At 63.6% G+C, this 15,828-nt stretch carries 9 protein-coding genes; all 9 read left to right on the top strand.

The genetic code is table 11. From position 1 onward, the window contains the following. The first annotated feature begins 320 nt into the window (after positions 1–320). The 9 genes from H0193_RS12460 (at position 321) to H0193_RS06680 (ending at position 15,623) form a co-directional block, all read left to right on the top strand. On the top strand, positions 321–455 hold the full coding sequence (locus H0193_RS12460; RefSeq protein ID WP_269511991.1) for a hypothetical protein: 135 nt from the start codon (positions 321–323) through the stop codon (positions 453–455). 44 nt (positions 456–499) lie between these two features. Continuing rightward, entirely contained in the window at positions 500–646 is a 147-nt protein-coding gene (locus H0193_RS06715; RefSeq protein ID WP_181889115.1) for a hypothetical protein, read from the top strand. A gap of 102 nt (positions 647–748) precedes the next feature. Then, positions 749–1,648, top strand: a complete 900-nt coding sequence (ppk2, locus tag H0193_RS06710; protein WP_181889114.1) for a polyphosphate kinase 2 — start codon at positions 749–751, stop codon at positions 1,646–1,648. A gap of 414 nt (positions 1,649–2,062) precedes the next feature. Next, on the top strand, positions 2,063–7,837 hold the full coding sequence (locus H0193_RS06705) for a DUF5979 domain-containing protein (RefSeq protein ID WP_181889113.1): 5,775 nt from the start codon (positions 2,063–2,065) through the stop codon (positions 7,835–7,837). Between the two features lie 110 nt (positions 7,838–7,947). After that, the gene (locus H0193_RS06700; RefSeq protein ID WP_181889112.1) at positions 7,948–9,432 is read left to right on the top strand and encodes a SpaH/EbpB family LPXTG-anchored major pilin; all 1,485 of its coding nucleotides are present in this window, start codon (positions 7,948–7,950) and stop codon (positions 9,430–9,432) included. A gap of 116 nt (positions 9,433–9,548) precedes the next feature. After that, the gene (locus H0193_RS06695; RefSeq protein WP_181889111.1) at positions 9,549–10,964 is read left to right on the top strand and encodes an isopeptide-forming domain-containing protein; all 1,416 of its coding nucleotides are present in this window, start codon (positions 9,549–9,551) and stop codon (positions 10,962–10,964) included. Then, positions 10,948–11,808 (top strand): class C sortase, encoded by an 861-nt coding sequence (locus H0193_RS06690; RefSeq protein ID WP_181889110.1) that lies wholly within the window; start codon positions 10,948–10,950, stop codon positions 11,806–11,808. The genes H0193_RS06695 and H0193_RS06690 overlap by 17 nt, the downstream gene beginning before the upstream one ends. Positions 11,809–11,868: 60 nt before the next feature. After that, positions 11,869–13,656 carry a metallophosphoesterase family protein gene (locus tag H0193_RS06685; protein WP_181889109.1) on the top strand — a complete coding sequence of 596 codons (1,788 nt, stop codon included), beginning with the start codon at positions 11,869–11,871 and terminating at the stop codon, positions 13,654–13,656. A gap of 503 nt (positions 13,657–14,159) precedes the next feature. Beyond that, positions 14,160–15,623, top strand: a complete 1,464-nt coding sequence (locus H0193_RS06680) for a SpaH/EbpB family LPXTG-anchored major pilin (protein ID WP_181889108.1) — start codon at positions 14,160–14,162, stop codon at positions 15,621–15,623. Positions 15,624–15,828: the final 205 nt, after the last annotated feature.

Raw genomic sequence — 15,828 nt, 5'->3', positions numbered from 1 at the left:
AAAAGTCACAGGGGGACGGTGGTTTTGGGCGTGTACAGATCGTCCTCGCAACCGAATGAGTTACACGTTCCGCGACCAATTCAATTGGTGTTAACTTTCGACCGTCAGTCGGGGCAGGTTATCGGCCCGGTCGCGAAAAGGTTACGTTTCGGTGAACGCATACCAGCTTAAAGCTGCCTGTGTGGTGCAAATCCTATTTTGAGAATGCGCTTGACGTAGCTGGTCGATGTGGCAAAATTCCTCCTGTGACGCCCACCGGGTGTCAGTACCTGTCAAGTTTTGCCAGACAATCACTGGCACCTATCGAAAAGGGGAAATCAATGCCTTTCGATCTCAAGTCCGCTAAGAAGGCTCTGGACCAGTTCGCAACCTTCGCGAAGAACCTCTCCAAGCTCTTCACCAAGACCCCGAAGACCCTCCTGGACTTCGCTACCAAGGTCGCGCCGGCTAAGTAAGCCTTCACCTCACTCGACACAAACTTTTCTAAAGGAGAATCATCATGGAAGCATTGACCAACTGGGTTGCACTGTCCTCCGGCACCGGCGCCAACGGCATCACCAAGGTTCCGGGCGCTCTCGTTGAGCTGCTGGGCAACCTCGGCGAGCTGGCTGAGGCTGTCTCCAAGCTGATCGGCCTGGTCGCGTAACTGTAACGCGCATAGCCGAAGGTCCCGTCGCAAAGCGGCGGGGCCTTTTTGTATTCCTGCATACCTGAGCAGACCTCGCCCGCGCCGAATACACTGAGAGTCATGGCTGACAATAAAGACGACGAACTGCCGATGATCGACCTCGCCGAGACCGAGGGCTGGGTCGTCGACGACACCGACGAGGACGATCCCGTCCTGCTCATGCCGGACGGCACCGCCATTCAGACATGGCGCGAGAATTACCCCTACGACGAGCGTCTTTCTCGCGACGACTACGAGAAGGAAAAGCGCGCCCTGCAGATTGAGCTGCTGAAGTGGCAGAACTGGACCAAGGACACCGGCCAGCGCCACATCATCCTCTTCGAGGGCCGTGACGCGGCCGGCAAAGGCGGCACCATCAAGCGCTTCAACGAGCACCTCAACCCACGCGGTGCACGCACCGTGGCGCTGGAGAAGCCGTCGCCGCGGGAGTCCACCTCCTGGTACTTCCAGCGTTACATCGAGCACTTCCCGGCCGCCGGAGAGATCGTCTTCTTCGACCGCTCCTGGTACAACCGCTCCGGCGTGGAGCGCGTCATGGGCTTCTGCACCGAGTCCCAGCACGCCGAGTTCCTGCGCGAGGTGCCGATGCTGGAGAACATGATCCTCGGCTCCGGCATCTCCCTGACCAAGTTCTGGTTCTCCGTGACCCAGAAGGAGCAGCGCACCCGCTTCGCCATCCGCCAGGTGGACCCGGTGCGTCAGTGGAAGCTCTCGCCGATGGACCTGGCGTCCCTGGATAAGTGGGAGGACTACACCCGCGCCAAGGAGGAGCAGTTCCGCTACACCGACACGGACGAGTCGCCGTGGATCACCATTAAGTCCAACGACAAGAAGCGCGCCCGCCTCAACGCGATGCGCTACATCTTGTCCAAGTTCGAGTACACGAACAAGGACCACGAGGTTGTCGGCGAGCCGGATCCGCTCATTGTGAAGCGCGGCCGCGACCAGATCGGCGACTAGGGGCTTATCGCTTTTCGACGCCCGGCTGATTCCGTCAGCCGGGCGTTTTGCTGTCTATCCGTGGGGGCGGCTGCCCAAAGGTTTCGAAGAGCGGATTTCGAAAACCATGGAAATTGGGCTGATCCTCGAAAGGTGGAACTCGAAATCTTCAGTGTGGTCAGCGGGTAGTGACGGAAAACACGTTGGCGGCGAGGGTGCGTGCGGAGAGCTTTTCGCTTTCGCACCAAGGCCCTGACATGAGTTGCATAATCTTTTAACGTGCGGAAACGGGTTGGACAACGCGAAGGCTGGGGAAAGGCTGTGGGCAGGCAGTGTGTCCAACTTTTAAACGCTGGTTTCGCTGTGTTTTCATCCTGACGTTTACCGCGTAGCATCCATGACGCAATAAATAGGTTCACAATGATCCGAGGATGCATGTCCCAGACTGTCCACCCCACATCCAGCCGCCGCCAGCATGGCGCAGTGGCGGTTTGGGCAGCGCTGATTCTTGCCGCGCTGACGCTTGTCGCGGGTGTCGTGTCCCCGGGAGTGCAGCAGGCGGAGGCCCAAACTACCTCAAATGACGGCGTGAACTTTGGGGACTGCTCGTTCCGCAGAGGTACGGGAGTTGCCGAGACATGGGCCAACCAGATGTGCTGGCTGGATGTTTCGGATTTGACCACACCGGGCGCAAAGACGAAGAGGGTGGGCGATTACACCATCACCTTCAACCTCGGGATTGAAACGAAAAACACCAGCACCCGGTTCACCGCCAATTCCAACCCCAGCTGGTCCGGCACGGCATTCGCTAAAACGAACACCGGGTTCTTCGAGCGGTACCCAAGCTCGACGTCGCAGGACATTCTGCAGATGGAAGGTGCGGGTGACCCGTTCGCCCGTTTCACACTGTCGGACATTGTGGTGAAGCGAAACGGGGTGGCCGATCCGCTCGCGTCGTACCGCTTCGCCGTGGTGGACGGCGAGTCCACCGGTGCCGGCGGAGACGGCGAGATGATCAGCGTCGACGGCGGAACAGTGGGGCAGGCGGTCCGTCTCACCCCGCCGAACGCGAAAGATGCCTGCACCGGCGGCAGGGACCCGCAGTTCGGTCCCGGGAACGAGCCGAAAAACTGGGGCAGCATGTCCGACGGCCGCTCCCGCGGGTTCGTGTGCTTCTCCCGCTCAAGCGGCACGTACGGCACGTGGGTGGTTGGCGTTGACAACCCGAAGACGCTGCAGGTCAGCATGGGTTCCAACAGCACCGGAACGCAGGGCGTGGCTATCGGCATCGCGCTGAGCCGCATCGCCTTCGACAAAGAAGGCTCCGCCACGGTGCAGAACGCCTTTGAAAAGGTGGCGGACCCCACCGCGCGAACTGCCAGCTACTCGGCGTTTTTGCAGGACGGCTCCAACCGCACCACGTTATCCACCCCGGCGGGTGGTTCGACCACGGCGCTTCGCCGCGTCGGATCCGACGGCGTCCCACTTGACCAGCTGGGCTACACCTCCACGCTCGACCCGGCAGACCGCGCGTTCGACCGCTACGACCCAGTGTGGAAGTGCACCCTCACCTCGGGCGGAACTACAAGCGACACGTATCTGATCCGAAAGGGAACCGTCCCCGCTGGTTTCACGCTCTCAGAAAACCCGAAGACCGGAACGTCCACGCTGTTGATCCCCGCGGCCGAAACTCGAGTGCCAAACTGCTCGGTCACCTGGGAATCCCGGTTCAAACCAGCCAAGCTCAACCTCGCCAAAACGGTTGACGGCAATGCCGCAAACTTCGCGGAAAACAGCCTGCAGAAGTACACGCTGCACTACAAGTGCACTGTGCCCACGGGGTTCGAAACTGCATATCCAAGCGTCAAGCTCGAAGACGACGTTGTTGTGGAAAAGGGGCGCTCCGCCAGCGTGGACAACCTGCCCCAGGGCAGCACCTGCACCATCACGGAGAAGGTCCCGGCGCCGCCTGCCGGAACGAAACTCACCCTGTCGTGGAACGGCACGGCTGCGCCGTCCGCTTCGGCACCGGTGACGGTCCAGCTGCCAACCACGGCGGCTGCTCCCACAGCTATCGGCTCGGCAAACGCCAACAACTCCTACACGTACACGCCGGGCAAGCTCGTCTTCAGCAAGACGATCGTCGGCGACCCGGTCACAGACGGCAAGGTTGGCGGGACCTACCGCTTCAACCTGACGTGCGCCGGGACCAACATCAGCCGAGAATTCACGCTGGATCTGACCCAGGCGAAGCCGTCCAACTCCATCACCTTGGACAACATCCCGGTGGAGCGGGACTGCTCGATCACGCCGCTGACGGACCTCACCGAGGAGCAGCGAAAGACCATCGAGTTCACCGGCCGCGATTCCCAGCTCGCCGGCGCGCCGCTGAACCCGTCGGGCGCGGAATACCACTTCACGCTCCACGAAGGCACGACGCCGGAGCTCCACTTCACCACGAGCTACGCCTACCTCACGTTCCCCCTGCACATCCGGAACCAGGTCAACGGTCTCGCCGCTGGCGACCCCGATGTGGCCAAGCTGACCTACACGGTGCACTACCGGTGCGAGGTCGCCGGCCACCCGGCGAAGGAAGGGACCGTCACACTAACCGGCTCCGACGGTGAAGCGGTTGTCGAGGGCGTGCCAGCCAGCGCCGCGTGCAAGGTGTGGGAGGACGAACCCGGCGAAACCGCGAACACGAAGTTCGTCGGTGCGCAGGTCAGCGCGTCCAACGCTGGCGACCAAGTGACCACGTTGACCAACGCGGAGGCGAAGAACCGGGCCATTTACACCATCCGGCCGGTTTCCGGCACGGACCGCAACCTGGTCACTGTGATCAACACCTTCGACCCGAAGCTGGGCACGGTGCAGCTGAACAAGGTGGTCAACTCCACCGTCACGGGCAAGCTCCCCAGCACGTACGCGTTCTCGTTCCGCTGCGGGACGCGCAATGTTGCCACGGGCGTGGCGGGGCAGTCCCGTTCCGTGGAGCTCACCGGCCGCGCCACCGTCGCGGCGAACGGCACCGTCACGCTGAAGGCGGACGACGCCGCGGCAAACGACCTCGGCGGTAGTATGGGAGTGCCTTACGGCAACACGTGCACCTTCACGGAGGAGACCCCGCAGGTCGCGGGCGGGATCCTGTTCAGCACGGACGCGCAGAGCATCACCCCGACGATCTCCCAGGACACCACCACTGCCACGGTGACCAACACGTTCGCTCCGGCGGGCAATGGGTTGACGGTCAATTTGCGCACTGGTGGTCGGACGACGCTGGCGCCATCGTCGTTAAGCTATGAGCTCACCTGCGACAATGGCTTCACCGACCGCTTTGACCTCGCACCCGGCGGAAGCGCCGAGTTCACTGCCGGGCAGGTGCCGCAGGGCACGCAATGCACGCTCGCGGAAAGCGGCGACAGCGCGACCCGGACAACGAAGGACGGGCGGCAGTACCCGATCAGCAGCACGTCCGAGTATCTCTACGCCGCTGACGCTGGTGGCAGCAAGGATGTGGGGGCGAATGGGCAGTTCACCATCGGCAAGCAGTCCACCATGGACGTGCACCACGAGTACGACCTGATCCAGGCGCCGGTGCAGGGAACCAAGGAAGTGCGGTTCAACGACCCGAACAACCTGATCTCGCAGCCGCGCCGGGACATCAAGACCAACCGCGTGTTCCCGGTGACCTTGACGTGCACCAACCCAGACGGCACGGAAGGCCCGCGCCTGTCCACCACGGTGCAGCAGGGCCAGGCGCCCGGCGGCACGACAGCGGCGGTCGGCTCCAGCTGTACTGCCACCGAGGGGGAGACCTCCACCGCGGTGGGCATCACGTTGGACAAGTCCATGGCGGTCAACGGTGCGCAGGTAAACGGCGGCTCCGCCGACTTCGTCGTCAGCGACGGCGGCACGACGCTGCTGTTCATCAACACCTACTCCCGCCGAGTCACCCAGATTCAGCTGGACAAGAAAGCGATCCTGCCCACCGACAGCATCCGCACCCAGTACGCGAATGCCGGAAAGGACCTGCAGGACGCGCTGTACAACCACTCGTTCACCCTCGTGTGCCGCGACCCGGAGACGGGTGACACCGCGGTGCTGCAGGAGCAGCAGAAGTCCATCAAGGGTGAGGGCACTGCGCTTTTCGACGGCGTCCCGGTCGGCGCCGACTGCCAACTCACCGGCGACAAGTTCGGCTCCCTCGCCCTGGCGATGAACGACGGGCAGGACGACCTGAAAGCGTTCTTGCGCCCGGCCTTTGTGGATTGGGTTGTGGACCGCGAAGGCGGTAACGCCTACCCGGACCAGAAGCTGGACAACGACACGACCACGTCGCCGGTGTTCCTCACCGTGGACGACCCGGCGAAGAACCACGTCCGCCTGGACAACCATTACGAGTACGAAACCTCCGAGGTGCGCCTGAGCAAGGAGCTCGCCGGAGCGGCGGGCAACCTCGACGAGATCCCGGACGATTACACGTTCAACTTCGCGCTGCAGTGCAAGGCGATCGGCTATCAGACCAGCTCGGTGGGCGAGACCTCCTTCATCCCGGAGAAGCTGCGCCCGGCAGATGGCTACGTCATCCCGGCGAGCATCCGCAAGGGCGACTTCAGTAACAGCGCGTTCGTCTCCGGCGAGGCGAAGGTCCCCGCCGGGTCGTTGTGCACGTTCAACGAGCAGGATGCGGCCAACGTGCCGGAGGCGCTGACCATCGCCCCGGAGCAGAAGGTCGTGCGCGGCTACGCCCCCAACCCGGGCGAAACCGCGCCGGCGGACCTCCACTTCGTGAACAAGGTGGAGCGGCGCACCACCCCGGTGCGTCTGGCGGTGTTCAACTCCGGCTACCTCGTCGGCGCGGACGAGGCGGGCTACACCGCGCAGCTGCGTTGCGACGACCCCGCGCAGACCGTCGTGACCAGGCAGTTCCCGCTGACCGCCCTGTCCGGATCGGAGATGCCCCGCAGTTTCGAAGCCCCGGCGGGCGGGCAGGTCGTGGACCTGCCGGTGGGGGCGAACTGCACTCTCGACTTCACCGGCAGCGCGGCGCTCGCCGCTCGCGGCCAGCTCGAGGTGACCGACGGCGCACGCACCCCGCTGGCGCAGTACGCCACGTGGGGGAGCGGGTCGCCCGCGCTGCCCACCGGCTCGCTGTCCAACCTCGCCCCGGACGAGGTGAACGGCTCCGACAAGGCGTACTCGTACACCTTCGCCACCGCGGCGAACCTGCCGTCGGCGGAGACCGCGCTGACCGTCGGCGCGGACATCTACCACCCGCGCGCCCACTACGACGTCGCGTTCACCAAGACTGCCGCCGGCCCGAACTCCGGCACGTTCACGTTCCACCAGTCGTGTTCGTCGCGGAGCGAGGAGTTCCAGCTGCACGCCGGCGAGACGCACACCATCGCGGACGTGCCGGTGGACAGCGACTGCGCCGTGGACGAGATCGACGACGGCAACCCGGACGCCGTGTCGGTGTTCCAGGTGGTCTCCAACGGTGAATTGATCACGCCGCTCAAGGGCGACACCGATTCGGTGCTGTTCACCGCGCAGCCGGTCTCCGACCCGACAGACCTCGCCCGCTCCGGCGACCGCTGGTCGCTCACCGCGAAGAACACCTTCCCAGGCGTGAAGGTGCAGAAGCTTATCGACGGCACCCCGCTGGGCCAGCTCACCGGCGACGCCTTCGGCACCACGCTGCTGCGCCACGACGCCACGTCCATGCAGATGACCTACACCGTGACCAACACCGGCGAGTTCCCGCTGAAGGACTTCACGGTGACGGACCCGTCGCTCGCCGGCCTGGACGTCACCCGCGGCGGGGTGGTTACGCGCATCGGCGACGACGGCGCCGTGCCGGACAGCATCTGCCCGACCACCGAGCTGGCCGCCGGCGAGGACTTCTCCTGCACCTTCAACGTCTCCATCCCGGCAAGCGCCAACGAGACCTGGCGCTACCCGGCCGAGGGCGACGCCGCGGTGACCGTCACCGCCGCCGCGAACGCTGGCGGGGCGACCCAGACGGTGGCGGCGAAGGATGCGCAGGGGGCGTTGAAACCTTCGGCGTCGATAAGCATGCTGCTCCCCGAAACCGGCGAGCAGACCCTCGTGCTGTTCCTGCTGCTCGGCCTGGTCCTGTTCGGCTGGGGCGCATGGCGGGTCAGCCGGCGCGACGAGCGCGCGGAAGGCGGTGAGCTCGTTGAGATGTAGAAAATTCGCCCGCTACAAGCGGACGGTGTACGGGCTTTCCTAAACCGGCACACGTAATTCCGAAAACCAACTCCACACACCCACCCACTCCCAGAAAGGGATTCTGAACCATGTCGAACCTGACCAAGAAACCCTTCGCGCTGGCCGCCGCGGCCGCGTTCGCAACCGCCACCCCGCTCGCCGTCGCCCCGGACCTCGCGCCGGTTGCCATCGCGCAGCAGGCCAACAACGCTATCGATGCGTCGAAGCCGGTGAGCCTGACCATTTCCAAGCAGGACAACACCCCGGGCCAGGACCAGAAAGCCATCTCAGGCACCGAGTTCAAGGTCGAGCGCATCAAGATGACCAACGGCCTGGACACCGCAAAGGGCTGGGAAGAGGCCAACGAGATCGTCGAAGGCGGCGCGACTGCCGCGACCGTTGATGAGACCATCGGCACCAAGGCCACCGGTTCCGACGGCACCGTCAAATTCGACAACCTCGAGGTCGGCCTGTACCGCGTCACCGAGCTGGTCAACGGCGACTACACCGTCGCCGCACCGTTCCTGGTCACCCTCCCGCTGACGGAGGAGGACGGCACGATCAACTACAACCCGACGATCACGCCGAAGAACCAGCTGATCAACCCGACCAAGGCCGTCTCCGACACCAACAAGAACGTCGGCGACACCGTCACCTACACCGTCAAGGCCCCGGTCCCGGCCGGTGACGTGCTGCAGGACGGATCTCGCACCATCTCCGACTACCGCATCGAGGACCAGGTGCCCGAAGCATTCACGCTTGACGACGGCTCCGCCGAGGTCACCCTCCTGAACAGCACTGAAACCCTGGCCGAGGGTGACTACACCGTCACCTACGAAAACAACCGCCTCGTGGTGAAGTTCACTGACGCTGGCCGCACGAAGTTGGCGAACCTGCGCAAGGACAACCCGGAGCTGCAGGTCCAGGTTGTCTTCGGCGCCACCGTGAAGACGATCCCTGCGAACGGCACCGTGGTCAACACCGCCGAGGTGTTCGTGCCTAACCGCAAGGAGCCGATCAAGTCCGTGCCGGAGCGGGAGAAGATCGACGGCGACAAGAAGACCAACGACACCAAGACCCAGTACGTGAACGTGCAGTTTTCCAAGACGGTCAACGACAAGAACAAGGACAACGAGAAGACCGGCGCCGGTGCCGAGTTCCAGGTTGTGCCGTGCGCGGACGGCAAGGTCTCCAATGACGCTGTGGCGCTCAACGCTGCGAACGCGGCCGGTGACGCCAAGACCGGCAACACCTTCACCACTGTCGGCGGCGACGACTCCACCCCGGCGTCCGTGACCGCGTTTGCGCTCCAGTTCGACCCGGAGACCGAGTACTGCGCCGTGGAGACCAAGGCGCCTGAGGGCTTCCTGCTCAACCCGGAGCCGCAGAAGCTTGTCAAGGGCGAGGATGTGAACGGTCGTCCGGTGTACACCGTGACCACCAACGACGTGACGGACAACATCTGGGGCCGCCTGCCCGCGACCGGTGAGCGCACCATGCTCTACATCCTCGCGCTCGGCCTCGTGCTGTTCGGTGGCGGCGCTGCGTACCAGCTGAGCCGCCGCAACGCCTAGTACGCGCAAATGGTGAATCACCGATGGTGAATATGCCCGGAATTGGCGCATTTTCACCATCCGCCGTTCACCATCTGCGGCCCCCGCAAGCCCCCACCATGACAAGGAAGGACATAATGCACTCACGCACGGCACCCAGGCTCGCCGCCGCGCTCGCCGCTGCCTTCCTTGCCTGCGCGCCCGCCGCATCGGCAGCAGACCTCCGGGTCGATCTGAGCGAGAGCGTCGGTGCGGACTGGTTCGCGCGCATCGGGGACCGCGATGTGGAGCTGTTGCTTATAGACGACCTCCGGCCCACCCCCGATACCCTCCAATCCCTGGACATCCCGGCGATCACACGCGACCACCCCGAGCGCCTGCGCAAGGTGGACACCAATGCGTCGAAGGAAGGCACCGCCACCTTCACGGGCCTTGACTCTGGCGTGTACCTGGTGCGGGTGGCGGACAACCCCGGCACGCAGGACGCGCGGGTGTCCTACGCCCCGTTCGTGGTGGCGGTGACCCCGGACAAGCCGGGGCAGGTGGTGGCGCCGAAGGCGCAGGAGCTGGGGATTAGCGTGGACCCGCTGACAGCGTGCAACACCCCGGAGTGGCGCGACGCTGCGGCGCCGGGGACGTACGTGGAGTACGACTTCGTCTCCACCGTGCCGAACGTGTCCACCGACGGCACGCTGAATCAGTACACGCTGACCTTGGATTTTTCCCGCGGCCACACCGTGCAGTGGGACGACGACGGGCCCCGCAGCGTGGTGGCGCGAGGCGAGCAGGCGCTGCGCTTCGACGCAGTGGCGGCGGCCACCTCGAAGCAGGCGCCGGGCACGGCCCGCAAGGACCAGCCGGTGGATAAGCTGCAAGCCCCGCGCCTGACCATTCACGGGGCGGGCGAGAGCACCGAGCTGAAACGCGGCGAGGACTACAACGAGCAACAGCAGGGCAACGACGAGGCGACCTTCACCCTGACCAGTGCGGGCCTGGCCAAGCTAGCCCGCGCGAAGTCGCTGGATCCGGCCACCACGGTGGAAACCTGGGTGCCGGCGAAGGCGAACGACAAGAAGCCGTGGGGCAGCGGCCCGGTGCGCAACGCCACGCTCGGGGACCTCGAAGCCACCGCGACGCTGACGGCGGACGGCATGGACGCCACCCGCGCGCCCGTGACAGTCGAGCACGTCAACCACATCAACGTGGTCCAGCGCGGCAAGTGCTTCGACGCTGCCGCGGCAACCACCACCGTCACCGACGACGAACAAAGCACTGAGACCGAGACCGAAACCCAAACCCAGACCAGTTCGGCCCCCTCCGACGCCACCGTCACCGAGGTGGTCACCCGGGAGACCACGCGTGCGGACGGGTCCACGGCCACTGTGACTGAAACCGTGGTGAGGGAAGATGAGGGAGACGGGACGCCGTCGATAGGCGAGCGTGTTGGCAACCTCGCATATACCGGCGCGGGCGTCATCGGCATCACTGGCGTGGCGGTGCTGTTGATCATCCTCGGACTGATTCTGCGCAGGCGTAATGGCGAAGAAGAGTAAACGCGGCAGCAACGTCGTCTCCTGGATCGTGCTGATCCTGGGGGCGCTGCTGTTGCTGTACCCGATCGCGTCTACGCTGTCCGCGCAGTACCGGCAGATCAAGCAGAACGAAGAGTACGCGGGCGCGGTGCAGGAGCTCAGCGACGACACCAAGGCCCGCGAGCTCGCCCGCGCCCACGAGTACAACGACCGGCTGCTGGCTGCTGGCCCTCACGCGCGCGCTCCGCGTGACGAGGACCCCGGCTTCGACGACTACATGTCCCAGCTGACCCTGCCGGAGAGCTACCACGTGATGGCGCGCGTGCGCATCCCGCGCATCAACGTGGACCTGCCCGTGTACCACACCACCAGGGCGGACGTACTTTACGACGGCGCCGGCCACATGTACGGCTCCACCCTGCCCGTCGGCGGCGACGGCACCAACGCGGTGATCTCCGCGCACACCGGCATGGTCAACGCGGCGATGTTTGACCAGCTGCCCATGCTCAAGCCCGGCGACGACATTTTCATCGACGTGCTCGGTGAGCGCCTGCGCTACCGCATGACGTCGCGCGAGGTGGTCAAGCCCGACGATTACGACGCCGTGACCTACGAGCCCGGCAAAGACAAAATCACCCTAATCACCTGCACCCCGTACGGGCTCAACACCGATCGCCTGCTCGTCCACGCTGAGCGAGCTCCCCTGGATCCCACGACGCCAGAGCCCACCGTGGATGCCTTTGTGTGGTCCTGGTGGATGATCGCGGTGCTGCTGCTTGTTTTGCTGGTGCTCCTGCTGATTCTGTGGAAGCGCTGGCGGGACCGGCGGAAGAACCAACGCGGACGCGGCCCGATCGGTAACTAGGCAGCGGTGCGGTCCGAGTTCGCGCTGCGGGACCTCTCAGGTGGCGCTAGTTTTTGACGCATGATCTCCCGCCGTGCACTCGTCGTCGCCACCACTACCGCCCTCGCCATCGTCGTCCCGTTCGCCGCTCCCGCTGGCGCCGCCCAGCCGGAAGCCTTCCCCGAGTCCACCCGTCCGTACCTGTACTTCCAGAGCTTCGACGGGGTGGACAACCCCGCTCACTTCACGCACGACCTGCCGGACGGCTGGTCGCAAAACGTCGAGGGTGTGACCTCGGGCGAGGCCCGCTGGAACGGCTGGACCATCTCGGACGTGCGCCACTGGACGTGGGCCGCAGGTACGGATGAGCGCCACTACTTCACGCAGGGGCACGACCAGTTCGCCATCATCGATTCGAAGCAGCAGCGCCTTGCCGAGCGCGACTCCATGGACGCGCGCATGAGCACCGCACCGATTGACATCGCCGGCCAGAACAAGGTCGCCCTCGAGTTCGACCAGCACTACCGCCAAGGCAAGGACGGCCAGCAGGCGCAGGTTGCGGTGGGGTTCGATGGTGGGGAACCGGAGGTCGTCGATAGGCTAACTAGCAACCGTTACTCCTCCCACGAGTACTTCGAGCTCGACGTGCCGGAAGGCGCGAAGACGATGCAGGTGACGTTTAGCTACCTCGGCGGCAACGACGACTACTGGTGGGCCGTGGACAACGTCGCGGTGCGCGCGCCGTTCACCCAGGCCGCGGAGAAGCCGAACACCGTCATCGACGTCATCTCCGATACGCAGGACGACCCGGAGGACTTCAAGCTGGCCGTCCGGCGCCTCAACGCCATGCCGGAGAAGGCGGGCGCGCTGGTGATCAACGGCGACCTGGTGGATAACGGCAGCCAGGAGCAGTGGGACAAGTTCCTCGCCGCACGCAAGGAAGTCCCGCATGATTCGGGCGTGGAGCTGTGGACCATTGGCAACCACGAAATGTATGGCAAGGAAACCTCGGAGGCGCACATGCAGCGCTTCCTCAAATACTCCGGGCAAGACAAGCCGTGGAACGAGGTGGTGGTGAATGGCACGCCGTTGATCTCCATCAACACGGAGTACTACTCCGACATCGACCGCGAAGGTAAAGAGCCGTTCCAGCGCATCTCCGCCGAGCAGCTGAAGTGGCTGGATGAGCGCCTCGCGCACTGGGATAAGCAGGGCGTGACCGCGCTGGTGTTCACGCACCCGCTGCTGCCGGGGACCGTGTCCATGAGCCATTCCGCCTGGTACCAGAACGATTTCGAGGACGAGCAGGCCATCTCGGATGTGCTGTCGAAGTACAACGACATCGTGGCGTTTACCAGCCACTCGCATTCCTCGCTGAAGCAGAACAACTGGTGGGGCACCAGGCGTTACGACGGCACCCCGCAAGGCACCATTGGCTTCCCCGTGGTCAACACCGGCGCGATCCTCAACGAGTACCTGCCGGACGGCGACCACGACGAGGAGATCGTGGACGACAAGGCCGCCACCGGCCTGCGCGTGAAGGTCTACGACGACCGCATCCGCGTCGAGGCCTGGGACTTCAAAGACGGCCGCGGCCTAGCCAACCCCGACGGCGAGGCGAAGATGATCAAATACCAGGATTTTTCCAAGCAGAAGCGCGTGGCGGCGCCCGCGGCCAACGCCCCAGCCGAGCCCAACCCGGATACGCCCACGGATACCGCTGGCGGTTCCTCCACCGGCGAGAAGATCGCGGTAGCTATCGGCATTCTCGCCGCGATTGGCGGGGCGTTCGCGGTGCTTGCGCCGCGTGTACAGGAAGTATTGGGTGGCCTCGGCCTGCCGGCAGTGCCTTTGGAGCTGATCCGCTGATCCACTGGCCCGACGGCGATAAACGGCATCTTGCTAGTAACATTCCGGACGGGGCAGCGGCCGCATGCTTACCCCCGTCGAGTATGCCCAGGGACATTGATCGGATGGGCAGTTAACCCGCTGATAGCGGTGCACCCCCGTGCTGTACCCCCTTCGGCCTCTGAATACTGAGAGAACCTCACTTTTTGACGGATTCACGCTTCCTGATTACGGCAGTACAGCTGGCAAGCGTGGGAAAATCTAGAGGTAGACGCGAAGCAATCTTGGGGTGGCACCTTTTTGCGGATAAGCAAACCTGACCTGATGTTTTCTCAGCGTTTTATGGTTTTGGCAGCTCGCGTGAAGCGAGTATGGACACCGAATTACGGTTCCGTTATGGTCAGCGTTGGCGCCCAAGCTGGGCCCAGAGGTGGTGTGGACGAGTTTGTCGTCTGCCAGCTCAACCTCCCATCGCTGACCGCTACTCGGGCCCAGCGAACTTCGATTCTCCGAAAGGATTTCCCATGGCAATTGCCATCAAGAAGACCGCCGCGATCGCCATCGCCGCGGGCCTGACTTTCGCCGGCTCCGCTGGTATCGCGGCGCAAGATGCGTTCGCTGCAGACGTGAACGCCGCTGTTGGCGAAGCAACCACCGCGTACTCGCTCACCGTGCACAAGCGCGGTGGAAACTGGCAAGAGAATAGCAACTACAACGGCGGTGCTCTGGATGAAGCGCCGGGTACCGATCTCGGCGCAGGTTTCAAGTTCTCCATCGAACAGGTGACGCCGGATCCCGACAACATTAATGACGCAAGCGCCGCGACCCCGGTTCAAGGTGGCGCAACGGCAGAAGGCACGACGGGTGCCGACGGTAAAGTGCGGTTCACCAACCTGCCTGAAGGTGTTTACCGCGTGAAGGAAGCTGGCGTTCCAGCCGACAGCAACTACATCACCGGTCCGGCCTTCCTGGTCAGCGTTCCGGTAACTACCGCAGACGGCACCAAGAACATCAATGATGTGGTTGTGTACCCGAAGAACACGGAAACGACTGTCGAGAAGTCCGTGGAGGATGAAGACAAGAACTCCGGCGATACCATCGACTACACCATTACCGCGAATGCACCGGTGGTTCCGGCCGGTAACACGCTGACCTCCTTTGCGGTGCAGGATGCTTTCCGTGGCAGCGAGCTGACCGATGTGAAGGTTACGAAGGTTGAAGTTGGTGGGAAAGAGGTCCCACCCGCCGAATACGACGTGGTGGACGGCACCATCGAAGGTGGACCAGCTGATGCTGACACTACGAAGACCGTCGAGTTCAAGGACGCCGGTCTCGATCGTGTGAGCAAGCAAGAAGCTGTAGAGGTGAAGGTCTACCTCACTGCAACGATGCAGAAGATTGGCGACGGCGAAATCGTCAACAATGCACGCTCCATCGTTCGCGGACCGAACACCAAGTCCACCGACAAGCCCAAGGAAACCCCTTGGGATGAAGTCAAGACCTACCTTGGTGAGCTTCGACTCGTGAAGACTGATGGTGGGGAAACCAAGCTGAAGGGCGCTAAGTTCGACCTCTTCCGTTGTGATGAGTCCGGTGAAACTACTGGTGATGCCATCGAAACTGGCATTGTTTCTGATCAGGACGGTCTGGTGAAGTTTAACAAGTCGCTTCACGTTACGGACTACATCGACGATAAAGAAGTCGCTGAAGTAACGAAGCGTTACTGCGCTGTGGAGACGCAGGCTCCAGAGGGCTACCAGAAGCTGAACAAGCCTGTTGTGATCGATTTCAAGCGCAGCGACCTGAATGAAGATCTGCAGGTAGGCGACGTTAAGTACGAAAAGGTCCAGAAGACCGTGACGGTTGTTAACACCAAGCCGCTGTTGCCTGGAACGGGTGGCATGGGTGTTCTGATCATCGCCCTGGCTGGTCTCGCGATCATCGGTGGCGGTGTCTACGCGGCACGTCGCAACTCCCAGTCTGCATAACCGCTGACCGGGAGGCGCCCCGGACCCGCCGGGGCGCACGCCCGCCAGCAGGAGGGCGTTAAATTCCTGCTCCAGTTTTGAATAGGAAGGGTTGTCGTCGATAAGCGATGGCCCCAGAGAGGACAACAACGTGACCACAGCAGTGAAGGCGAAGCACCGGAAGCAGCCGGCGCAGAAGTCGTTCTTCCAGCGTGTCGCATTACCT

This window comes from Corynebacterium haematomassiliense (assembly GCF_013978595.1).
GTDB classification, from domain to species: Bacteria; Actinomycetota; Actinomycetes; order Mycobacteriales; family Mycobacteriaceae; genus Corynebacterium; species Corynebacterium lehmanniae.
Note: the sequence above shows the minus strand (reverse complement) of the source record. Positions and strands in the feature narration are given on the sequence as shown.